This is a genomic window from Shouchella phoenicis (genome assembly GCF_047238345.1).
Classification (GTDB): Bacteria; Bacillota; Bacilli; order Bacillales; family Bacillaceae_D; genus Shouchella.
On sequence record NZ_JBDFMQ010000001.1, the window covers coordinates 3110257 to 3134555 of the forward strand.

At 42.8% G+C, this 24299-nt stretch carries 20 protein-coding genes and 1 riboswitch; of the genes, 3 read left to right on the forward strand and 17 right to left on the reverse strand.

The window, feature by feature from the left end:
- Nucleotides 1-52: 52 nt before the first annotated feature.
- Nucleotides 53-949 (forward strand): AraC family transcriptional regulator, encoded by an 897-nt coding sequence (locus ABC361_RS16660; RefSeq protein WP_413074976.1) that lies wholly within the window; start codon nucleotides 53-55, stop codon nucleotides 947-949.
- A 186-nt stretch (nucleotides 950-1135) separates the two neighbouring features.
- Nucleotides 1136-2191: an acyltransferase family protein gene (locus ABC361_RS16665; RefSeq protein ID WP_413074977.1), complete on the forward strand. Its 1056-nt coding sequence runs from the start codon at nucleotides 1136-1138 to the stop codon at nucleotides 2189-2191.
- A gap of 23 nt (nucleotides 2192-2214) precedes the next feature.
- Here ABC361_RS16665 and tenA read toward each other — a convergent pair whose 3' ends face one another.
- The 17 genes from tenA to ABC361_RS16750 form a co-directional block, all read right to left on the reverse strand.
- A complete protein-coding gene (tenA, locus tag ABC361_RS16670) occupies nucleotides 2215-2886 on the reverse strand; it encodes a thiaminase II (protein ID WP_413074978.1) in 672 nt (223 codons plus the stop codon).
- A 73-nt stretch (nucleotides 2887-2959) separates the two neighbouring features.
- A riboswitch (TPP riboswitch) is annotated at nucleotides 2960-3062 on the reverse strand.
- Between the two features lie 80 nt (nucleotides 3063-3142).
- The gene (locus tag ABC361_RS16675; RefSeq protein WP_413074979.1) at nucleotides 3143-3922 is read right to left on the reverse strand and encodes an SDR family NAD(P)-dependent oxidoreductase; all 780 of its coding nucleotides are present in this window, start codon (nucleotides 3920-3922) and stop codon (nucleotides 3143-3145) included.
- Between the two features lie 110 nt (nucleotides 3923-4032).
- On the reverse strand, nucleotides 4033-5238 hold the full coding sequence (locus ABC361_RS16680) for a thiolase family protein (protein ID WP_413074980.1): 1206 nt from the start codon (nucleotides 5236-5238) through the stop codon (nucleotides 4033-4035).
- Nucleotides 5225-6076, reverse strand: a complete 852-nt coding sequence (locus tag ABC361_RS16685) for a 3-hydroxyacyl-CoA dehydrogenase family protein (RefSeq protein WP_413074981.1) — start codon at nucleotides 6074-6076, stop codon at nucleotides 5225-5227. The genes ABC361_RS16680 and ABC361_RS16685 overlap by 14 nt, the downstream gene beginning before the upstream one ends.
- Nucleotides 6073-8190 carry an acetate--CoA ligase family protein gene (locus tag ABC361_RS16690; protein WP_413074982.1) on the reverse strand — a complete coding sequence of 706 codons (2118 nt, stop codon included), beginning with the start codon at nucleotides 8188-8190 and terminating at the stop codon, nucleotides 6073-6075. The genes ABC361_RS16685 and ABC361_RS16690 overlap by 4 nt, the downstream gene beginning before the upstream one ends.
- On the reverse strand, nucleotides 8180-9361 hold the full coding sequence (locus ABC361_RS16695) for an acyl-CoA dehydrogenase family protein (protein WP_413074983.1): 1182 nt from the start codon (nucleotides 9359-9361) through the stop codon (nucleotides 8180-8182). The genes ABC361_RS16690 and ABC361_RS16695 overlap by 11 nt, the downstream gene beginning before the upstream one ends.
- A gap of 175 nt (nucleotides 9362-9536) precedes the next feature.
- The gene (locus tag ABC361_RS16700; RefSeq protein WP_413074984.1) at nucleotides 9537-10589 is read right to left on the reverse strand and encodes a Gfo/Idh/MocA family protein; all 1053 of its coding nucleotides are present in this window, start codon (nucleotides 10587-10589) and stop codon (nucleotides 9537-9539) included.
- Nucleotides 10586-12031 carry an NAD-dependent succinate-semialdehyde dehydrogenase gene (locus tag ABC361_RS16705; protein ID WP_413074985.1) on the reverse strand — a complete coding sequence of 482 codons (1446 nt, stop codon included), beginning with the start codon at nucleotides 12029-12031 and terminating at the stop codon, nucleotides 10586-10588. Before ABC361_RS16705 ends, ABC361_RS16700 begins: the two co-directional genes overlap by 4 nt.
- A 17-nt stretch (nucleotides 12032-12048) precedes the next feature.
- A complete protein-coding gene (locus ABC361_RS16710) occupies nucleotides 12049-13071 on the reverse strand; it encodes a zinc-dependent alcohol dehydrogenase (protein ID WP_413074986.1) in 1023 nt (340 codons plus the stop codon).
- Complete coding sequence (locus ABC361_RS16715) at nucleotides 13068-14390, reverse strand: MmgE/PrpD family protein (RefSeq protein ID WP_413074987.1); 1323 nt, start codon at nucleotides 14388-14390, stop codon at nucleotides 13068-13070. The genes ABC361_RS16710 and ABC361_RS16715 overlap by 4 nt, the downstream gene beginning before the upstream one ends.
- Before the next feature lie 15 nt (nucleotides 14391-14405).
- Complete coding sequence (locus ABC361_RS16720) at nucleotides 14406-15695, reverse strand: MFS transporter (RefSeq protein WP_413075793.1); 1290 nt, start codon at nucleotides 15693-15695, stop codon at nucleotides 14406-14408.
- A 128-nt stretch (nucleotides 15696-15823) separates the two neighbouring features.
- Nucleotides 15824-16387, reverse strand: coding sequence for an NADPH-dependent FMN reductase (locus tag ABC361_RS16725; protein ID WP_413074988.1), 564 nt, complete (start codon nucleotides 16385-16387; stop codon nucleotides 15824-15826).
- Nucleotides 16388-16411: 24 nt separating this feature from the next.
- Nucleotides 16412-17506: an LLM class flavin-dependent oxidoreductase gene (locus ABC361_RS16730; RefSeq protein ID WP_413074989.1), complete on the reverse strand. Its 1095-nt coding sequence runs from the start codon at nucleotides 17504-17506 to the stop codon at nucleotides 16412-16414.
- 149 nt (nucleotides 17507-17655) lie between these two features.
- Nucleotides 17656-18045 carry a PaaI family thioesterase gene (locus tag ABC361_RS16735; RefSeq protein ID WP_413074990.1) on the reverse strand — a complete coding sequence of 130 codons (390 nt, stop codon included), beginning with the start codon at nucleotides 18043-18045 and terminating at the stop codon, nucleotides 17656-17658.
- Between the two features lie 4 nt (nucleotides 18046-18049).
- Nucleotides 18050-19480 carry an aldehyde dehydrogenase family protein gene (locus ABC361_RS16740; protein WP_413074991.1) on the reverse strand — a complete coding sequence of 477 codons (1431 nt, stop codon included), beginning with the start codon at nucleotides 19478-19480 and terminating at the stop codon, nucleotides 18050-18052.
- Between the two features lie 9 nt (nucleotides 19481-19489).
- Nucleotides 19490-20266, reverse strand: a complete 777-nt coding sequence (locus ABC361_RS16745; protein ID WP_413074992.1) for an enoyl-CoA hydratase/isomerase family protein — start codon at nucleotides 20264-20266, stop codon at nucleotides 19490-19492.
- Nucleotides 20267-20403: 137 nt separating this feature from the next.
- Nucleotides 20404-22308 carry a sigma 54-interacting transcriptional regulator gene (locus ABC361_RS16750; RefSeq protein WP_413074993.1) on the reverse strand — a complete coding sequence of 635 codons (1905 nt, stop codon included), beginning with the start codon at nucleotides 22306-22308 and terminating at the stop codon, nucleotides 20404-20406.
- Between the two features lie 223 nt (nucleotides 22309-22531).
- On the opposite strand from ABC361_RS16750, the gene ABC361_RS16755 reads away from it, so the two are divergent.
- Entirely contained in the window at nucleotides 22532-24286 is a 1755-nt protein-coding gene (locus ABC361_RS16755) for a thiamine pyrophosphate-binding protein (RefSeq protein ID WP_413074994.1), read from the forward strand.
- Nucleotides 24287-24299 lie beyond the last annotated feature (13 nt).

The following is a 24299-nucleotide window of genomic DNA, read 5'->3' on the forward strand; positions in this document are numbered from 1 at the left end:
AGGGTAATTTTTTGCGGTCTATACCATAATCACATCAAAGGAGGTAGTTCTTTTGGATGATAAATCGTCCTTTATTAGAGGTTCGCATTCGTTCACGTTTCAGTTTTTACCTGAAACCGGCTTGCTTAGCTTATGGAACATTGGTTGGGAAGTAAGAACAGACCCCTCTTACTATTGGGATGGTCGGACTAGGCTTGTGGATCATAACACGTTAATTTTCCAATACACAATTTCAGGAAAAGGCATATTAGAAATCAATAATCAAACCTATACGATTAATCAGCATGAAGCATTTATTATTTCCGTTCCTGGTAATCATCGCTACTATTATCCAAAAGATGCGACAGAACCGTGGGAGTTTATTTATATTGCCTTACAAGGACCAACTGTAGAAGATATCTCAACACGCTTAACGAAAGAAACAGGACCTATTGTCGAGCTATCTCCAGACTCCTATTTAATTCGATCGCTTTTTTCTATTTACAATGAAACGAAAGCCGATCGACTTCGAGATCCTTACCAAGCCGCAGCACATGGCTATCAATTTTTACTCGAATGTTTTCGGACACTACACACAAACACACCAAAAGGCGACTCTTATTATTATCAACAAGCGTTCGCTTACATCGAATCAAATTTTCATAAGCAGATTTCGTTAGATGATGTTGCTGAACAAATCGGGGTGTCACGCTATAGCCTAACACGATTATTTAAGAAACAAACAGGCGCTACGCCGATGGAATTTGTTCGCGAACTTCGCATTCGGAAAGCGTGCGCAATGTTAATTCATACAAGTCGCCCTATCAAAGACATTTCGTGTGAAGTCGGCTTCCTTGACGTGAATTATTTTCATAAAGTATTTAAACGCTATACCGGATCAAGTGCTAGTTTTTTTCGGAAAAAAGGAGATTTCTCACAAATTTATTTGCGGAAAACAAGAGGAGAATAAGATTACAAAGATAACAAATGAGTGTCTTTTTTCGTAATACTCTTCAAAAATAACGGCAAAGCGCGGTGAACTAACCGCATGTTCATAAAGGTCTGTGTAAAGTTCTTTGAATCCCTTCTCACTAGTCTTTTTTCACGTATACTAGCTTTTACAACACAAGAGACGACGTAAAGGCGGTGTACGAAAATGGACAAACGGATTCATTGGATCGATGCGGCAAAAGGGCTCGGGATCATCTTGGTTGTAATGAGTCACGCACCGATGAACCCCGAATTAAAAGCATTTTTGTTCGCATTTCACATGCCATTATTCTTTTATTTATCCGGGGCCGTATTTAAACCGAGTAACCAATCACCAGTGACATTTATAAAGAAAAAGGCGAGGGGACTGTTGTTACCTTATTTTCTTTTCTCTGCCATGACCTATCTCACGTGGTTTCTCATCTTTCGTCATTTGTCGTTTACACCTGGCGAAAATGTAGACCCTTTAAATCCTTTCGCAGGGATCTTTCTTTCAACACCTGAGAATTATCAATTAACCTACAATCCGGCCATTTGGTTTCTAACATGTTTATTTTTAGTCGAACTTTTATTCTTTTTCTATTATCGCGTAAGTCGTGGCAAATGGATTGGGTTATTTCTACTAACCGCAGCAGGCTTGGGCTATGCTTCAACTTTCTTTACCTTTGCATTACCTTGGAATGGGTTCGTTGCGTTGTCAGCAGTTGTCTTCTACGGACTTGGTTTTTTAACAAAACATTTGTGGAAAACTTTTTCTTGGAAAGTGGTAATCCCACTATCCACTGCCCTGTTCACGCTTATGTACCTCATTCAATCTGTTAATGAGCGAATTGATATGCGCGGGAATATACTTGGTGAACCATACGTGTTTTACCCAGCTGCACTACTAGGAATGATTGCATTTCTATTGTTTATCCAAAAGGTACAGCACTCAAAAGGCCTATTATTCTTAGGATCAAATTCAATTGTCATCTTGCTTGTGCATATGCCTATTCTGAATACAGTTCGAGCCGCTATGCATTATGGACTCGGTGTCAATCTCGACACCGCGAATACTCTTCCTTGGACGTTATTATTTACAGGCTTAACGCTTGCTTTGACAATTCCGTTTATTTATTTCTTCAATAAACACCCGTGGTTCCTAGGAAAAAAACAGCCAAAAGAAGCCAAAGCGAAACGAACATCGCCACGTATCTCTCTACACGAAAAAGCCGTCCCATAATGTAGGGACGGTTTTTTATCTCCTTATTCAACGGGCCAACTCTCTTGTTTATACGCCATATCCCAAAACATATATTCATAACGGCTCGTATTCATAAAGATTGCTTCTAAGCGATTAAGCTCTTCTTCTGACTTAGAATCAGCAAGGGCATCTAGTGTCTCAATAAGCCAGTCTGCAATTTGACCAAATTCATCTGAAGAATACATGCGTACCCATTCTCCGTAATATTCATGATCTAAGGCGCCTGGAATTTTTGCCAACTCAAGGCCAATTTCGTAATAATTCCACGCACAAGGTAAAATGGAAGCAATCAGTTCTGCTAACGATCCTTTTTGCGCTTCCGCTAGCATCGCACTGCTATATGCTAACGTAACAGGTCCAGGAACGGTAGCTTCTAGCTCCTCGCGACTAACGCCCAGTCGCTCAGCATATGAACGGTGTAGTTCCATTTCCGTATTCAGCGTTTCATCTAATGCGGCAGCAAAACCGGACATGGTCTTTAGATCAGGGGCGAGCACCGTGCCCATCGCCATGACTTTCGCATACTCAATTAAATACTTATAATCTTGTTTCAACCAATGTTGAAACGCTTCTTTCGGCAATGTACCGTGACCAATTCCTTGGACGAAAGGATGGTTATGGCTAGCCGTCCATACAGCATCCGCGTGTTGACGAATTCGTTGCGTAAATGACATAAAATCGCTCCTTTAAGCTTCATTTAAAAAACCACTTTCTTTGATTAGGAAAGTGGCTTCACGTCATTGATGGACGAGCTAGCATACACTTCCCTACGCTAGTTCAAACTAGATCAGGTGATAAGGGTTAAGGTCTACTGCCTCTCTCAGCCAAAATGGCACCCCTAGTGGTCTTTTATTCTCTTTCTACTATCATAGATGAACGACAAACTTTGTGCAAGAAGGACGTCCATCGTTCTCCTAGCAAAAAACAAGCCTAGCGCATGACGCTTCCGCCAGAAATTTTAACAGACTCCCCTACGATATTTTTGGCTGCATCGGTTAAGAGATAAATAATCGTGTTGGCTACTTCTTCAGGTTCTGTAATTCGACCAGACGGCAAGTTTTGTTCAACTTCATTTAATTGTTCCTCATAAGAACGGCCGTTTTGCTTCGCTTTTCGCTCAATTGCACCTTTGCCCATCTCTGTATTAACAAAACCTGGACAAACAGCATTGACGCGTACTTGATTTTCAATCGCTTCTAGCGCAAATGATTGCGTAAACCCAATTAAGGCAAATTTACTACCTGCATAAGCAGAATTTCCATAGGTTCCTCTTAAACCAGACAGCGACGATACATTCACAACCGCTCCTTCTTGCTCTTGTTTCATCGATTGATAGACTTTCTGGGTTAAAAGAATAAGAGAGGTAAAGTTTGTATGCATGATGCTTGTCATCGTCTCTTCGTCCAACTCTTCCACAATCGCTCCACCGCTCATCCCAGCTGAGTTCACCAGTCCAAAAATCGGACCATGTTTCTTGATGGCTTTTTCAACGAGTTGGTTACGCTCATCTTCTACATTTAAATCTGCTGGAACGATCAAGATGTCTTGATATTCTTTTTGTAGTGCGTTTAATTTCTCTTCGTTTCGACCAGTAACCGTTACGTTAGCGCCTAGTTTAGTCAGTGTTTTAGCCGTTGCTGCACCAATACCACCAGTAGCTCCTGTTACCAAGATATGTTTGTCCTGTAACACGTCATTTGCAAAAACCATTCTGTCGTCACTCCTCGATTCATCTTTTGTTCTCTAATAACCGTTTCAGCTTCTTCTTAAACGAATGAACTTCATCTGGTAAGCTCATAACAAAAGAGAGTCCCTAATGATTAGGAAACTCTCTCAATAATGGTGCTTATTCCAAGCCCTCCCGCGATACAGAGTGAGATGAGGGCATACGTTCCTTGTCTTCTCACTAATTCATGCAGAGCTTTTGTTAATAAAATTGCCCCCGAAGCTCCAATTGGATGACCTAATGCAATCGCTCCGCCGTTTGGATTTAAACGCTCATCATCCATTTTCATTCCCCACTCATGTAAAACCGCAAGGGCTTGCGCAGAAAATGCTTCATTCAATTCAATTACATCTAAGTTTTTAAACGTTAAACCCACCTGCTTTAAGGCTTTAGCTGTTGCTGGAACAGGACCCAGTCCCATCTCTTTTGGAGAGACCCCTGCCGCTGCTTGTGCGATAATTTTTGCTCTTGGTTTGGCTGATAATTGCGTTAATCCCTTTTGTGATGTTAATAAAATCGCAGCAGCTCCATCGTTCCGACCTGAGCTATTGCCCGCCGTCACTGTGCCACCTTTTTTGAAGACAGGCTGTAAGGTTGCCAATTTCTCAATCGGCGCTAGGCGTGGATGCTCATCTTCAGAAAAGAGCAGTGTGTGCTTCTTTTGCTTTATTTCAACAGGTGTAATCTGAGACTGAAACCGTTCTGCCTCAATCGCACGGGCTGCTTTTTTTTGACTAGAATACGCAAACAGATCCTGATCTTCGCGGCTAATCCCATACTTTTCTGCTAAGGTTTCTGCAGTAAAGCCCATCGTAAATTCACCGTACTGCTCTTTTGGCTGTGACCGTGGCTGACTCTCCGTGTTCGGATCTAGCAATACGCCATTGCCTGCCCCTAACCCGAAACGAGCACCACGCAGATAGTATGGAGCCGTACTCATACTTTCAACCCCACCAGCAACAACAACATCTGCAAGCTGACTCATAATTTGCTGGGCCCCACTATTTACTGCTTGAAGCCCTGAACCACATTGCCTGTGAATTGTGTAAGCTGGAATCGCTTCAGACCAACCTGCTTTTAACAGCCCTATCCTTGCTATATTCGGCGAATCAGTACTTTGTTTTCCTTGACCGACAATGATTTCGTCGATGGCATCTAACTTTCCATCCACTCTTTTGACAAGCGACTCAAGCGTGTGGGCAAGCAATTGATCATCGTAATGTTGGGCTAGCGAGCCGCCTATTTTCCCAATAGGGGTTCGAACAGCTTCCACAATGTAAACGTCATTACCTTTCGTCATACGTATAAAACCCCCTTCCAGACTTTCGGCCAAGCCTTCCTGCTTTAACGTACTTGACGAGGAGGGGACACGGACGATACGTTTCCCCGAGTGTTTCATATAAATAAGTCATATTTCGCAAGCGTGTATCAAGCCCGACTAGATCGGCTAATTCTAATGGTCCCATTGGGTGATTTAAACCGAATTTCATCGCTTTATCCACATCTTCTACAGACGCAACACCTTCCATGACAAGATTCATTGCTTCATTACCGATTAGTCCATTCATTCGACTTGTCACAAAACCTGGAAACTCGTTCACCTCCACTGTCTCTTTGTTCAGGCCTTCTGCCACTTGTTTCACTTGCGCAAACGTCTCGTCTGACGTATCCAGCCCTCGTATAATTTCCACAAGCTTCATTTTGTGAGCAGGATTAAAGAAGTGCATCGCAATGCATTTTTCTGGACGCTCGGTTTGTGCGGCAATTTCTGTTGGACTCATGGTTGATGTATTTGTTGCAAGAATCGCTTCTTGTTTGCAAAATCGATCAAATTGTTGGAAGAGCTTTATTTTTAATGCGATATCTTCAAGAACGGCTTCAATCACGAGGTCGGCATTCCTGCATGCTTCTTCTAACGAAATCGTATACGTAACACGCCGAATTAATCGCTGTGCATCTTCTTTTGATACCTTCCCTCGCTGCAACGCTTTCTCTGCTTCAATTGCGATAAACTGCTCCGCATCGGTTAACGCTTGATCTGATTGATCGGTGATCATAACGGGAAATCCATGCTGAGCGGCAGTATAAGCAATACTTCTGCCCATGACACCTGCACCAACAATTGTTACTTGTTTCATTTGCTATTCCTCCGTTTCGCTTCAACCAAGCCACGTTCTACGACATAACGCATCACGTTTACAACTCGCTCTGGTGTGGGATAAACGGGAAATTGATGTTTTTGATAAAGCGACATTGCCTGAGGGGCAATCATGTCCGCACCCAATCGACCAACGACAATCGGTTTATTCGTTAATTCAAATACATCTAGGATGGCTTGTGCAATGACGGTTGCACCTGGATCGGCATTCGTGGTTAACATCACAATCACCGCGTCAATGTCAGGATCATTTGCTAGCGCTTTCAATACTTGTTTAAACATTTCTGGTTTCGCAATGACCTCAGCAGTCACATCAACTGGATTTTGTGGGGAACCAAAAACAGGAATTAGCGAACGAATTTCTTCCATTGATTGGGTTAAGATCGGAACTTCTAGATGCTTTTGCGCGCATAAATCTGCAATAACGCTACATGCTCCACCAGATGCGGTCATAATCCCAATTCGATTCCCTTTCGCTAGGGGCTGAATAGCAAGTGCGCGGGACACATCGATCAAATCATCAATTTGCTGCACACGAAGGATACCATGCTTCTTAAAAAATGAGTCATACACATCGTCATCTCCAGCAATTGAACCAGTATGAGATTGAACTGCCCGCTTTCCTACATCCGATTTCCCCGTTTTGTAGATTAATACTGGTTTGTTGGCGTCCGCCGCCTTCTTAGCAGCTTCTTCAAACGCAGGTCGATTTTTCAACCCTTCCATAAAAGCCGTAATGACTGAGGTTTGTTCATCCTCTGCTAATTCTTCAATAAAATCGGCTATAGACAAATCGGCTTCATTGGCAACACTAATCCATCGACTAAACCCTGCCCCTTGCTCCCAAGCTCTGCTTAACAATGCACTTCCCATCGCCCCACTTTGGGAAATAAAGGCGACACTTCCTCCACGCTTTACATTTGATTCAAGTGCAGCACCGAAAGCTGTATAGACGTGGAGATCTGGGCTTGCAATGCCAATGGAATTAGGTCCGAGCAGACGGATGCCTCCCTGTCTAGCAAGAGCAAGAACGTCTTCCTGCAGCTGCTCACCTTTTTCCCCTACCTCCGCAAAACCAGAAGAATAAATAATCGCTGCTTTTATCTTTTTTTCTATACATTGTTTCATCACGTCTGGTACAAAAGAGGCAGCAACAATGATACAAGCTAAATCAACTTGTTCATGAATCGCCGTTAATGATGGATACGCTTTATACCCTTTAATTGAGTCTGCTTTCGGGTTAACTGGGTAAAGCTCACCTTTATATCCATTTTCCACAATGTAGCGGAATAATCGTCCTCCATTTTTCTTTTCATCTGTTGAAGCACCAATGACTGCAATCGATTGGGGATTAAGCATTTGCTGTACGCCATCGCGAGACTGGACTACGTGTTGAACGTCTAGATTTGATCCGAATCGAATACGCACATCACAAATTGTACCCTTATGCGCTGTGAACTTTACGGGATTCAAATCCAATTCTTCTAAGTTTGGATAATCCGCTACGAGCCGATTAATCGCTAAACAAATAGTCTTTAACTGCTGAAATGGAATACCCGCTTGTTGCCGATAACCGGCTAGCAATTCATAGCCCTTTAACTCTTGCACCATGTCGTCAACCTCTTCTTCCGTAACAGGTAACATTCGCATGGAATAGTCTTTTAATAATTCAACGAGGGTGCCCCCCATGCCAATCATTAATTGATGACCAAAAACCGGATCCTGCTTCACACCAATTAACAATTCGATTTCCCCTTGTGCTAGTGATTGGATCAGTACACCATCAAGAACGACATTCGAATCGTATGTTTTTGCATTACGCTCGATCTGCTTATACGCTTCATGGAGTTGGGTTGGATTTTGAACACCGACTTTCACAATTCCTGCTTCTGTTTTATGCGTAATCTCTCTAGACATCCCTTTGAGTACAAGTGGATAGCCAATCTCATTTCCCGCTTGGACTGCCTCTGAAGGTGTCTTTGCCAAAACAGAAGAAGGGAGCGGAAACCCATACTCCCTTAAGATTTTCCCTCCTTCAAATTCCGTTAAAAACTCACTGCTTTTGCTTGTATCAATCATTTCCTTATTTGGCACCGACTTTCTCACCTCCAGATTGCTTGTTTCGCTGACTGAACCGCATGCCAAACACTTCTTCAGCAATTTTATTTTTCAGCATTTCTGGGGTGCCTCCAGCAATCATCCAGCCACGTACTCGACGGAAAATATACTCAAGTGGATAGTCTGTTGAATAGCCATACCCTCCAAAAATTTGTACCGCTTCATGGGCAACTTCAAAAGCCGATGTGTTAATAAACGATTTTGCCATTGAAGCGTCAAGAGGACTAACCTCTCCTTCGTCTGCATTTGTCGCTGCGCGATATAAAAGCAAACGCCCTGCTTCTAGCTTCATTTTCATCTCAGCAACTTTCCACTGAATCCCTTGAAATTCAGCAAGTGGACGACCAAACTGCTTTCGTTCCTTCGCGTGTTCAACCGCTAAGTCAAACGCCGCTTGCGCTAACGCCAGCGAGCGAGCAGTATTGCCCATACGTTCGATATTAAAGGTTGAAAACAAACGTTTAAAACCATTGTCTGGAATTAAAATATTGCCCACATCGACTTCACAGTCTTCAAAATACAGCGCACAGTGCTCCTCTCCAGACATATGCGTTTCCGTTTTACCTACAGTGAAACCAGGGGCATCCCGTTCAACTAGAATAGCACCAGAACTTTTTACATCATCCCCAAAGCGCACCCATACAACATAATAGCTATTATGCGGGCCGTGGGTATTAAACACTTTTGAACCATTGATGATGACTTTATCCCCTTTTACTTCTGCTTTTGTTTGTAGATCCGTTGTAGCTGAGCCTGCATTCGGTTCTGACATCGCAACAGAAATGAGCTTCTCACCAGCCAAAATGCCAGGTAAAACTCGTTTTTTCAACTCTGGCGATCCATATGCAGCTAATTGTTTAATTGCCCCAAAATTTCCGACTTGCAACATATCAGCAGTGCTTGGGCACACTTTCGCCACTTCTTCCATGACAATGATTGACTCCATTAAGCCCATGCCTTGACCACCATCTTCAACAGGTAAATTCATGCCCATTAAGCCATGATCAGCCAGTGCTTTAGCATTCTCCCAAGGGACTTCATGATTGTGTACCCACGTATACGCTTTTTCAGCAAACTTCTCTTTTGCAAAGTTTTTCGCCCATTTTTGCAATTCCACTTGATCTTCTGTTAATTTAAAATCCATCATACTCGCTCCTTCTACTTACAAATTTTCTTCATGTCTATTTAGAAGCAAGAAGTATGCCAACCTGATGTAAAGCAGTTCACCAACTCTTTTCAGAGTGCGCAAGCTACCATTCGTTCATTTTATTAACGAATCGTTTCTCTTTCGTACTCTATTTTTTATCAACATCAAACGTGTTCTATTCTTGAACATACGTTTTATTTTTCAACGCTATGGTTTGTTTTAACGCGGCAGATTGTTGAATGGTTAGCAAGACTTCCAGTGTTGCTAGCGCGTCTTCACCTGTTATAATCGGCTGGACCTCGTTTTCAATCACGTCTAAGAAATGATTCCATTCCGCAAAGAAGGGATCATTTTTCTCAACGGAATGCGTCTGTTTTTGTAATGGATGGGCCCACCCATATGCATCATCGCTATACGAATAATGTTCCATGCTTGGAAAAGAAATACTTCCCTTTGTGCCAAAAAAAGCGTAGCAATCAGCTTCGTGATGGTAAAAGCGATCATTTTCGTTCAAATTGAGATCGTACGCCCAAGGCGCCGGAATCCCATCTGTAATAAAATAGGTCACAGTTGCTCCGTCTTCAAGTTCCAGCAAGATGGAGGCTGAATCCTCAACTTGGTTGCCTCGAATCCGATTCCGGCTGGCGGCATAAACATTCGTAACTTCTTGCCCAGTAACAAAACGCAGCGTATCAATATCGTGAATGCTATTAATTAATAGGGGACCCCCACCCTTTTCGATTCGCCACGATTCATTGAAATACGCTTTATCTTTGCATAACGCACATGTCATCGTTACCGCTACAAGTTCACCAATTGCTCCATCTTGTATCAATCTGCGCATTTCAAGAACATTTTCAGCTAAGCGACGATGGTGACCGACGAGCAAATGAACGTGATGACTTTTGCATAGATCAATCATGGCCCTTCCTTCTTCTATCGTTGGAGCAATAGGTTTTTCAACAAGAACATGAATACCGAGCTTTGCACACGCTTCAACTGCTTCAAGATGGAGCTGATTAGGCAATGTAAGAATTGCACCATCGAGGTGGTTTGTTTGTAGAAGCTGCTTATAATCTGAATAGATCGGCACCCCAAGCTCGTTCGCTCTCTGAATCGATTGTTCATCATTGCCAGCTACAGCAACGAGCTTCACCCGGTCTGATTGAACCATTTGACTGGCAAACGTATAGCCGTGATTTAATCCAAGAACAGCGACTCGCATCATAGTTGATCACCATCACTTGAATGAATTTTTATCGCCACAGAAATAAATTTTTCTTCTACATACTCGTCAATGCCGTGACCACCTTCTCGGCCTAACCCACTCTCCTTCAATCCTCCAAAAGGAGCTTCAACAGTCGATGGTGTGGGATCATTAATCCCAACAATGCCATATTCAAGTTGTTCTGAAAGTCGGTACATTCGAGATAAGTCGTTTGTATAAGCGTATGAGGCAAGACCGAAATCAAGATGATTCGCTTTGTCGATCACTTCTTCTTCTGTTGAAAAACGCATCAGGGGTGCGACAGGACCAAACGTTTCATGAACTAAAATGTCCATTCCTTCTTTTACATCCGTTAGGACAGTTGGCTCATAATAGGCACCATTTGCGTACTTTCCTTCTGTTAATTTCCGACCTCCGATTTTAACGGTCGCCCCTTTTTCACGTGCATCCTGTACTTGTTCATCGACCTTTTGAACAGCGTCGTGGTTAATAAGTGGACCAATGCGGCTGCCTTCCTCAAAACCATTGCCTACTTTCAAAGCCTTGACTTCTTCTAGAAAGCGCGTTTCAAACGCATCATATATACCGTCTTGAATGTAAATTCGGTTTGCACACACACATTGTTGCCCAGAGGAGTTAAATTTTATGGTCAATGCCCCTTTTACAGCTAAGTCGAGATCTGCATCATTAAATACAATAAAAGGAGCGTGCCCTCCTAGCTCCATTGATAAGCGCTTCACGGTTTGTGCAGAATCTCGAATCAACTTCTTGCCAACCTCTGTCGAACCAGTGAATGATAGTTTTTTGATTGTACGGCTTTCCATCATCGTGTTTGAAAGTTCACTTGCTGGACCAATGATTAAGTTAACAACACCTTTTGGCACACCGACTTCAGCTATAATTTTCAGCAACTCAATCGCACTACACGGAGCTTGAGAAGAAGGGCGCAAGACAACGGTACATCCCGCAGCAAGAGCAGGAGCTAGCTTTCTAGCAATCATTGAAAGTGGGAAATTCCAAGGCGTGATGGCACCAACAACACCGAGTGGTTGCTTGATTACATGCAGGCGCTTACCTGCTTCTGCCGAAGGGATTGTCTCGCCATACACCCGTCTCGCTTCTTCAGCAAACCACTTGAAAAACGTGGCTGATTTCGCTACTTCCCCTCGGGCATTTGCTATTGGCTTGCCCATCTCACTACAAATTACTTGCGCAAGCATTTCCTTTCGTTCTTCAATACTTGCTGCAACACGCTCTAAATACTGCGCGCGCTCAACGGCTGGTTTTTTTGACCATATCGCAAACGCTGTTTCAGCTGCATCAATTGCCATAAGCGTTTCTTCTTTTCCTACTAAACCAACTGTGCGGTAGACTTCACCACTTCCAGGATTGCGTACATCTAACGTTTGATTCGTTTCAATCCAATCGCCGTTTATAAACATGGTCTCTCTCCTTCTATTTAAAATTCAATTTGTACTTTTAATGTTGTAGGCGAAACTTGCATGCGTTGAAACCCTTCAGCCAGTTGCTCCAATGTGAGTCGATCTGTAATAAGCGGAGCCAGATCAAATTGTTTTTGCGCGACTAGCTCAATGGCCTCTTTAAAATCTTGATGGGTGTAGGCCCTCGTACTTTTTATCGTTAACTCTCGGTTTTGCATCGCCAATAAATCAACCGGAGCAGGTTCTTTATATAAACTAATGACAAGTATCGTTCCTTGCCGTTTGATAATTCGTGTCATTTGCTTTGCTGTATGAACCGTTCCAGCAGCTTCAAATACAACATCCGCACCAAATCCGTTTGTATCCGCTAGAATCGCTTCTTCAACATCTCTTTGCTTAGCGTCAATGGTAAGAAAGCCAAGATCGTTCGCTACTTTTAAACGATAGTCATTAATTTCTGATACATACACCTTTTCAGCACCCGCTTGCCTTGCCGCCATTGCTAGTAGCAATCCTATTGGACCGCCACCAAGCACAACGACAACATCACCTTGTGCGACATTCGCTTGTTTAACGCCTCGAACGGCTACAGCAACCGGCTCCATTAAAGCAGCTTCATCACTAGGCATTTCTTGCGGAACCGGGTAAACCGCTTCGATTGGCGCAACCGCATACTCTGCAAATCCACCGTTTTGTTCAATTCCTATGACTCTTGAAGACAAACAAACTTGCGTCTCCCCTTTCATGCATAGCGGACATGTTCCACAGCCTAACATTGGTTGAATAATAACTTTCTGACCAATATTAATAGAAAGGCTCGGGTCTTTTTCTACGATAACCCCGCAAAATTCATGCCCCATTACGAGAGGAGGTTTTATACGATGAGCCATTTTCCCAAGATAAATCGCTAAATCCGTTCCACAAAGACCTGCATGCAAAACTCTTATGAGCACTTCACCTTTGCCAATAACAGGGCTTGATATCGACTGTTTAGTGATTTCCTTTCCAGTAAATAAAGCTGCATCCATTTCTGTCTTCATTTCCTCACTCCTTCAAGCTGATAATGTCCTTTTGAAATTTGTGCAATGAGTTGATTCACTCGTTCTAATCCAAGAGTTGGCTCACATTGAATCCGTAGTTTTTCTTCCAGCTCCGTTGTCGAGATCGGGTTACTCGGCTCTCCTAATGGTTGCCTGACACGACATTCCAGCCGTTTTCCATTTTTCAACTGAATCGTCACAATAGCCCCACGTTCTTCCGGGTAAGTGGCTTGCGCTTCTTCATCCACAAAAACGGAAATGTTTTTCATAAGAAGTTTTCCATTAGCGGATAGATTAGCGGGGATCAACGCCTCCACCGTTATCGTCGATGATTCACAAGCCGCTGCGACTACGAAAGGTAAACTCATCTGCGCATCTAACAGTGTGGTACAAGTAGTATGGTCGTGACAGCTGGCGATTTCATACACACCGACTTCTATTGAACGAATCTGTTCAATAGAGAAAGCCTCTCTCTTTTTCAGTTCAAAGACAGCGTCGATCGCTGAATGCAGATGGCGGCAGCACGGATACGGTTTAAAATAAACTTCATGGATCTTCCACTCTTGCGAACCACTCGTTGTTTGTTGTTTCCCATTTCCAAACACACGGAAAAAACCATTCTCATTTTCAAATCCAGTCTTCGGTCCCGTAAGTCCAGCTTTGGCTAAACCAGCAGCCACAATGCCATCACGGGCAGCTTGACCAGCATGGATCCGCTTGACCTCGGTTCCACTTCCTAAAAAAGCGAATGTCCCACCAGCAAAACTAATCGCAATGGTAAGCGCATGCTCTAGCTCTTCCGCGTTATATGACTGTAAGACACCGACTGCTGCACAAGCCCCAAACAGACCAGCCACCGACGTATTGTGATAGCCCTTTTTTCTCGACGATGGATGGATGGTTTCTGCTACATGAATGCACGTTTGGTATCCAGCGATAATAGCGCTTTGTAAGTGCTCCGCTGACACGTCTTCTTGAGAAGCAACTGCCAACAGAGCAGAAAGAACAGGTGCCCCCGGATGAACCGAACCTTTTGTATGGCCATCATCTAAATCAAGCGCATGAGCAGCTGTTCCATAAACAAATGCAGCTTCACTAGGAGGAAGCGTCAGGTCTGAGCCAACGAGCTCACATTTTCCTGATATGCCACTCTTGCGGTAATAATGTTGGACTTGCTGTACGACATCTGTATTTAATCCGGGGATGAGTGCAGCATAATAATCAAGAACAACACGATTAACCTGCTCCCTCATTTCCTTTGAATGATTCTCACGACAGATGTCGCTTATCTGATCCGCTAATTGTTTTGCAAAACTCATTTGATCGAATCCTCTCTAACTCGTTTTTTGCATCCGTTCCTGTTCTGCTTTCCAATTGGCAGGCGGTCTAACGAAGAACATTAAGAACATTCCGATAAAAGCAATGCCAGCTGCGACGAAAAACATTGAATTATAGCCGTATAAAGCGACTAAAATACCTGTAGCTGTCGGAGCAATAATACTGGCAGATGTTATAATTCCATGCGTTAATCCACTAAACGTCCCAACGGTTCTTTTAGAAGAAGCATCAAGTACGATTGACCAATATACAGCTTGCGGCAACGAATTAATCGCGTTTCCAATTGACATGAGTGCCAACACAACCCATGCATTTGGAGCAAATGGAATAAAAACAAAGCAAATGGCTGTTAAAAGCATACTTGTGATAATGACACCAGGCTTTGCAATTTTGAAGCTACCTGTTTTCTGCAATAAATACTGGGATAGCTTTCCACCTAAAAAGACTGTAAAGACGGCCCCGACCCACGGGATCATACCGACATACCATAATGAACGAAGCTCAAAGCCATACATTTGCTGAAGATAAAGCGGTGTCCAAGTTAAGATAAGAAAATTAATGTAGTTAAAGCCGAAAAAAGAAGCCGCATTTAAAACAAGAGAAGGATGTTTAAAAAATTCAAACCAGGCTGTCTGTCCTTTTTGAACGTCTTCAGGCTCTTCCTCCACCTGGTCTTTTCGAATAATTGCTAGCTCTTCTTTTGACACGTAGCGATTATCTTCAGGCATATCTGTAAACAATTTGTTCCAAACCACAACCCAAATCAATCCAATTACACCAAGCGTAATAAACATCCAGCGCCAATCTGCAATGGATAGTAATCCAACTGCAACAGGGGCTGTTAACATTGCACCTAATGGAGTTCCGATTAACCCAACTCCTACGTAGAAGGTACGGTCTTTTGTTGGAATCCAGTTCGCAATTGTCCTGTTCATATTGGCATACACAGGGCCTTCTGCTAGACCAAACAACACTCGACATAGTGCAAACCCAGCTACTGCTGAACCAAATAGCCATACCCCAATTTCTCCGGCAAAGGCTGTTGCGATTGCAAGTAGAGACCATGATGTACAAGCAAAAATCCAGACAAATTTTGGTCCTTTCTTGTCAGCTAGGGCACCACCTAAAAACGTCCCTACGATATAGCCATAACCAAAAAACCCTAAGACATAGCCCCAGTCAGACGCAGACAGATTAAATGCATTCATAATCGGCTCTGCAGCGTAAGCAAGCGCACCACGATCAATGTAGTTAACAGCAATGATAAAAACCATGACACTCATCATAATTTTCCGGTAAGCAATTTTTCGATTCACTACGCTTCCCCCTACGCCTTGTTAGCGCTTACAAATTTTGCATTTCTTTCACTTCTTTTTTCTAGAACTCTCGTCGATACGAGAGCTCTAGATGCGATTTACGTTTGCAACAGGGACGACTGACGTTTTTCTCCCATAGTTGATTGCATAAAAACGAGCTCATCAGCCAATCGGTCAATGCGGATTAACACGTCTGGGTCGACTACTTGATTCATGTCGTCAAAATGTTCACTATTTGCATAAATATAGCTTGGTGCTGTGAATGCACGGAAGTACCCTGCGATCGGCTTTAATTGATTTTCAATAACTAAATAGTGTTGATACGTACCTGCAGTTGCTATGAATCCCATCACTTTATAGCGAAATGCGGATACAGGCGCTAAGTCAAAAAGATTCTTCAGCGCACCAGTCATCGATCCTTGAAAAATGGGTGTGCCAATTAAAAAGAAATCTGCTTCACAAATACGTTGAATGACATCTTTTGTGTCCCCTTCATACGTACTAGGATCCCGACCATCGCAGAAATCAAGTTGATAGTCTTTAAGATTTAGAATCTCAGCTTCTACTTCTGGGTGTTCTTTTTGGATTCGATCCACTGTTTTCTTTATCATCGCTAATGTTTTTGATCCTGTAATCGTGCCCGATATCGCTAAAAGCTTCATGATTGTCCACTCCCTTTTTACAGATTAAATCGTGACTTTTCGTTGATGCTTCATACGTGGCACAACTTCTTCTTTCAGTAGACGAAGAGAATGATTGAATTTCTCCCGATCGGGTCCGTAATCATAACCAGTAACAAGCAATGTGCCAAATCCTCCGGAAGCTTCATACAATGTATCTAGCTTCTTTGCAACGGTTTCAGGTGAACCTACATACCAGTAATGGTCAATTAAATATTCTGCTGTTACGTCTTCATCAGCAACGCTGTCATCGTGTTTAAACTTAGATAACATTTTTCCTTTTTGATACAAATAAAAGAAATATTCATTAAATGAACGACCCATCATGCCATTGAGCGCCAAATCTTTCGCCTCTTCATCTGTATCAGCTACAAGAACATGATGAGCCACTTTCCAATCGTCTCGATTAGCTGTTTTCCCACTTGACGCAGCTCCTTCTTCAACCGATTCCCAGTGAGACGCGATGCTTCTTGGCGTGACATTTAAGCTCATTGGTAAAAAGCCGTATTGTCCTGCAAGTTTTAACGTACTTGAATTAGCACTAGATCCTGCAACTCCAATCGGTGGATGAGGAGTTTGATAAGGTTTAATATGCAAGTCAAGTAATCCGTTTAAAGCAGGCTCAGGTCGACTAGCTCCCCAATACTTACCTTTGTAACTAAAAGGCTTTTCCTCCGTCCAAATCTTAAACATAATCTCAAGGGATTCTGCCATCATTTCCCTATGTTCACCAGCTTTGCCGTCCACATTGTACATTTGCCAATCTGTCGGGACTGCTCCTGGCGCTACCCCAACCATTAATCGTCCTTTTGCTAAATGATCTAAATACGCTAAACGCTGCGCTAGTTCAACTGGATGATGATATGGCAATAAATGAGCACCTGCTGCTAATTTGATTTGATTTGTTTGCATTAGCGCTTGTGCAATAACAAGGTCAGGAGAAGGAATCGGCTCCCATTTCGCTGTATAATGCTCACCAATCCAAGCTTCTTCATATCCTAATTGATCCGCAACTTTAATCATATCAAGCACCGTTTCTGTTGCTTCATAAAGTGTTGCCCCGGGATCTACTGTTGGCATTAAAAATAATCCTACTTTCATTTTCGCGTCCTCCTTCTTATTCCTACCGAATTACGTATCTTCTTGCAAGACTTATGCCAAACCATGATCACCTTATTTAAGGGAGTCATAGAATGAGTAAGCGTCCATTATTAAAACGCTTACATAATCTACTGTACAAAATGTTAACTTCACGTTCCAAGTAACTTGTAGGTGGCTTTTCCGTATACAACCATTTGTCCTGTTTCATCAAAAATTTCTGCTGTTCCAAACGCGATTGAGCGGCTCTTATGAACGAGACTGCCTTTTGCAACGAGATACGTTCCTTTTCCAGGTTTTAAATATGACACGTCGAGATCAACGGTCGCCGCTGCTTGATCTTCTGACAAAGTCGAGCGAATGGCTGAACCGACTGCCGCATCAATTAATGTTGCCAATACACCACCATGAGCAGAACCACGCCGTTGCAGAAGCTCACCTTTTAAGGGCAGCTCAAGTACAGCTTTTCCGTCTCCGAGTTCTTTTTCTACCATCCCAAGATAATCCCAAAATGGACTCATTCCTTTTTCTGTTTTTCTCATGACGTTACTCCTCTGCATGATACACAATCATTTTGTAGTCCACCATTTCTTGGATCGCATAACGTGGACCTTCTTTTCCAATCCCACTCTTCTTCACGCCACCGTAAGGAAGGTGATCTAAACGGTAATTGGATGTATTATTAATTTGCACACCACCAACATGTAGTGCAAGCGATACTCGGTGTGCAAGCGCTAATTGATTTGTAAAAAGACCAGCTTGCAAGCCATAAGGGGAAGCATTTACTTGTTCAATCACGTCGTTAATATCGGTATACGTTAATAGACAAATGACCGGCCCAAAGACCTCTTCACAAACAACGCGACTATCAATAGGAGGATCAACGAGTACAGTCGGCTTCACTTGCGCGCCACTCGCTTCACCGCCAGATAAAAGCGTCGCACCGCCGTCTTGCGCTTCATGAATCCATGTTAAGATCCGTTCTGCTGATGCTGGAGAAATTAGCGTTCCTACGTCTGTTTTTGCATCCATCGGATCTCCGACTCGAAGCGTACGAATTTCTTTTTCGACCTCTGTTAAAAAGACGTCCTTCACGTTTTCGTGAACATAGATACGCTGCACTGATATACAGCTTTGACCAGCGTTACTAAACCCTGTGCGCACGCATTGTTTTGCAGCTTTTTCAATAGGTGCATCATCATGCACGATCGTCGCTGCATTTCCACCAAGCTCAAGAAGAACTTTCTTTATACCGGCAACTTTACAAATTGCTTCGCTTGCCGGAACACCACCTGTAAATGAAATTAGTGATACTTTATCGCTTTTGACAATCTGCTCTCCAACTTGAGCGTCACCAAATAATAGGGCAACTCCATTTTTAGGAAACCCAGCTTCAAGAAGGATGTGAATCAGTTCTTTTGCAATACGAGGCGTTTGTTCAGCAGGCTTATAAACAATCGTATTTCCAGCTGCAAAAGCAGGACCGATTTTATGGCAAGCTAAATTAAGCGGCGCATTAAACGGGGTAATGGCAGCAATTGTCCCAACAGGTACTGGATACGTCGATACATAGCGTTGTTCGCCTCTCGTCGAGACATCTCCAGACATGGTTTCTCCAACAAGTCGATTGGCTTCTTCAGCAGACAATCGAAACGTTTCAACCGAACGGCTTACTTCATCCATACTGTTTTTAAGCGCTTTACCTGTTTCCATTGTAATAATTTCTGCTAATGAGGATTGATTCTCATTTAATAAACGAGCTACCTCCATTAAAATCCGATAGCGTTCATGAGTTGGGAGACTAGCGACTTCCCCTTGTGCATTCTGTAGTGTTGTTAGCGCGAGCTCTACATCCTCTCGACTTGCATAATAAAAATTGGACGTTCGTTCACCTGTGTATGGATTCAGTTGTTCCACACATTTCCCTTTTGAATCTGAGCTCCATTTGCCTGCAATAAACGAGTACAAGTTCATCATTTTCTCTCCCTATCGATTAAAGACCGGAAATCGTTTTTCTTTAAAAGCTTGAACACCTTCTAAATGATCCGTTGTGTTTCTTAGCATGACGTGCGCCATTTTTTCTTGCTCCATTATTTGTGCAAATGCTTCTTGATGTAGTTGGTTCATAATGAGTTTTGATTGGGCAAACACGTCTCTCGGACCCTCAACAAGCGCTTTCGCCAACTCATACGACACGTGTTTACCTGAACCATCCTCTACTAGTTCATTAACCATCCCAAGTTGCGAAAACGTTTCTGCCGACCATGATCGATTGCCCCACAATAGTTCTTTCGCTTTCCACGGACCAACTTGCTGGCATAAATGATAGTGTAGCCCTAAATCAGCTACGAGCCCTACTTGTTTAAATGAAAAGTGAAAGGTCGTGCTCTTTTCTGCTACCACTAGATCACATGCCAAGGCAAGGCTAACGCCTGCACCTGCAACTGGCCCGTGCACCAAAGCAATCACTGGCTTTTCTAATGACTGAATGAAATCAATGATTGCTATTGATTGATTCATATTTTCGTTGATCCCTTTTTCGCTATACGGAGCTTCCATCGCTTTGACGTCTCCACCAGCACAAAATCCTTTTCCATTTCCAGACAATACAATTACTCGAGTTTCTTCACACGCTTTCACCTCTAAAAGCGCTTCTTGAAGTTCTTGCTTTAATTCCAGCGTCAATGCATTTCTTCGACTCGGATCATTTAATTGGATAAACCCTATGCCATCACTTTTCTTTACAATGATTCTTTTACTCATAGGAACCTCCTTTACAATCGTCTCTTAATTGGAATTGCAAGTTTTGTGCCAAAGAAAAATGCACGTACCTATGCACCTGCACTTCATAAGATGTTTCGTTTTTAATCACCACCGTTCAATATCTGAACATTATTGCTTTATTCATGTGGTTCATTCAATTTTTTCCATAAAGTCGTTCGGCTTATCTTTAGCTTCTCAGCAACAACGGTTCGGTTTTGTTTATATTTACTAAGCATCCAATCAATAATCTGTCGTTCCATTTGATCCATTGACCCTTCGTCTAACACCACATCTCCCTGTTGCCGATTTTCCTGTTCACTTTCTCCTCCCGTTTCATTTAGAACATCCTTCATAAAAGCAGACTCATTCGTCGAGTATTTTAAACGAATTGCTAATCGCTCCAATACATTCTCAAGCTGCCGTATGTTACCTGGCCAATGATACGACTGCAAAAATTCTTGCAGTTGTTTTGATAACTGCTTCCAACTGATGCGCTCTTGTCGCTGCTGGAGTAGGTAATCCACTAGTACTGGTATGTCTTCTTGCCGCTGTCGGAGTGCAGGTAGTTCCAAACGGAGAACACCAATTCGAAAGTATAGATCAGAGCGGAATGCACCCTCGTTAACTAATTCCCAAAGATTTTTATTCGTTGCTGCTACAACACGAATATCGACAGGCACCATTCGATCTCCACCTAATCGCATCACTTCTTTTTCTTGTAACACTCTTAAGAGTCGTGCCTGTAAATTCGGTTCCATTTCCCCAATCTCATCTAAAAAAATGGTTCCTTTATGAGCAAGCTCAAATACACCTTGTCTTCCACCTTTTTTCGCTCCTGTAAATGCCCCCTCAACATAGCCAAACAATTCACTTTCGAGTAACGTTTCAGGTAAAGCGGCACAATTAATGGCCACAAACGGTCCATCTTTTCTGGAGCTCGCGTTGTGAATCCCTTGCGCAACTAACTCCTTCCCTGTGCCACTCTCGCCGTAAATTAAGACCGTCGAATTCGCTGCAGCATATTGCTCCGCCAGTTGGACGATATCATTCATTTGCTCCCCTTTGTATTGAATATCTGCCAAAGATACTTTCGCTACGAGCCCTTTTTTATGTAGATCACGACGGATTTTACTTTCGAGTTCTTGAATTTGATGAATTTCTTGGCACGTGACCACCGTCCCGACTCGTTGACCATTTACAAAAACCGCTTCATGTTGAACGAGTAATTTCTCAAACGTCATTCTTCCTTGACCAATGTACAAATCTTCTTTTTCTAAAAGTGTGCGTAGTGGCTTACACGTAATTTGCTGAGGCTGTTTTTTAAGAAGTAAATGTGCTTTCACACCAAAGATTCGCTCTGCAGCTGGGTTGCATACTTCGATTTCCTTTTGCTTATTTAAATAGAAAATCCCCTCTTCTGACACATGTACGACTGCATTTAAGCGTTCGGTATTTTCTTTTATCGTGTAAGAATTCTCTGCAGCTTGTTTGGCTCGTAAAAATGAACGGCGAATGGTCCGTTCACTTGTAATAATGTGCATACTCTTCATGCCATACTCACTAGCAAGCTGTTTCACACGGATTCCACCACCAACAATGACATCCATGCCCATTTCTTTTGCTACTTCAATTTGCGCCAGCAACGTTTCTTGCGTGGTATACGGGAGCAAGGTGACGTTGAACCCGATCATTTTTTCAATCTTCTCAAAGTTGAACTGGAACCCGGGCTCTTCAAAATTAATATAGCAAATCTTTTCGCCTTCTTTTTTTGCTTGAAGAAACGATTGGATTAAGTCAAAATCGCTGGATTCACTATAAATAAGCGGTACGTTTACAACGTTCGCCAACATTTTTGCCGTACCAGCACGACTAATTACCACATCATAACTTCCGTTCGCCAGCAATTCTTGTACAGGCTCTACCGCTTCATCTAAGACGCCTTCCACGACCGTTACATTGTATTGTAATTCTCTAGCAAGCCGGTGAATCATTTCCGTCATTTCTGGATAACCCGACGTCATAATCATTCTAAACTCATTCATCTACATACCTACCTCACTCATTGAACGTTTAATAAGTTAAGATTAACGCAAATAATCAAACTTTTCATCGGTTTTTGCCATTTTTTAAAAAACGTCGTTTGATTTTTAAACAACGTGAACGGTTTGTAAGTGAAATATGAACAAATGATTCTCAATCTGTAGACTAATTCGTTGGCATGAACATTGCATTCATAAAATCATCTTACCTATGGAGGGGTTACCAATGCAAAACGTTGCAGAGTGTTTAGTTAGTGATTTAGAGAAAAGAGGGGTATCCCACATCTTTGGGTTATGTGGCCATACAAATATTGCTGTTCTTGCCGCACTTGAACATTCTTCCATTCGCTTCATTAGCACGACACATGAACAAATAGCGGCACATATGGCTGATGGGTACGCTCGATCCTCTCATCAAGTTGGTGTCGTCCTTACTCACGTCGGGCCTGGATTAACAAATGCAGCTACAGCAGTAGCCACTGCAGCGTTAGATTCCACACCACTTCTCGTTCTTTCAGGTGATATTCCCAGTCATTTCTATGGAAAAAACCCACACCAAGAAATTAATTTACATCACGATGCTTCTCAACATGAAATTTTCCGACCGTTTGTTAAACGAACATGGCGAGTCGAAAAACCAGAGCAGCTACCTGCCATACTTTCAAAAGCTTACCAGCTTGCTCAATCTGGAAAACCAGGACCCGTCCTCATTTCCGTCCCGATGGATATCTTCTCTGCGCCGATGTCGGAAGATTTATTCGCTACTCACCATACGCCAGGTTTACCTCCAGCAAAACCTAGCTTGTCCACATCGACCGCACAAGAGATTCTTACAACTTTAAAAGCAGCAAAAAAACCATTACTATTCGCTGGAGGAGGCGTCATTGCAGCTCAAGCTACCAATGAGTTGAAAGCGCTTGCTGAACACTTGAATATTCCCGTTGTCCATAGCGCAATGGGCAAAGGCAGTTTACCTGATGACCATCCACTATCTGCAGGGTTAACAGGATTTTGGGCACCACCTTTTGTGAATGCGATGTGTCTTGAAGCGGACGTCATTTTCGCCTTAGGAACTCGCTTTAAAGAAGCCGATTCAAGCTCGTGGAAAGAAGGCGTCACGTTTGATTTTTCCAAAACAAAACTTATCCAAATCGACATAGATTCACAGGAGTTAGGACGTAATCACCCTGTTCATATCGGTGCCGTTGCAGATATGAAAGAATCACTCAAGCAAATCGTAGAGCTCGCAAACAATCAACCAAGCGAATTCGATCATTCACATCGGGAAATCACGTTTATTGCGCACGAAAAAGAGCGGTTTTATGAAGAAAATACTGAACACCTTATGAGCAATGATTTTCCCATGCGCCCACAACGAATCTTAGCAGAAGTTCGTCACTGTTTACCGAAAGACGGGTTTATTACAACCGATGTTGGCTGGAACAAAAACGGTGTTGGCCAACAGTTCCCTATTTATACTCCAGGCACTGTCTTAACACCAGGAGGATTTGCCACAATGGGATTTGGCTCCCCTGCCGCCTTAGGAATTAAAATTGCCCATCCAGAGCGAGTCGTCGTTTCATTAGTCGGTGATGGCGGGTTTGGACAAAATCCCTCGTGTTTAGCAACCGCTGTTCAAGAAAACATTCCGATAATCTGGATTGTGATGAACAATCAATCGTATGGGGTCATTGCCGGCTTACAAAAAGCTCATTTCAACACCACCCATGGTACGATGTTTGAAAAAAATGGCGAGCCCTATTCACCTGATTTTGTTGCACTGGCAAATAGTTATGGGGTTGAAGGCTGTAAAATTCAATCAGCAGAGGATTTTAAACCCGCTTTAGCAGAAGCGATTGCTAAACAGGTCCCGTTTCTCATTGATGTCGCAACCATGAATATCCCTACTCCAACATCAGGTCATTGGGACATTATGGACATTTATTCGCCTGGGGAAAAGAAAAGTCATAGCGCTTTATAGAAGGAGGAACTAA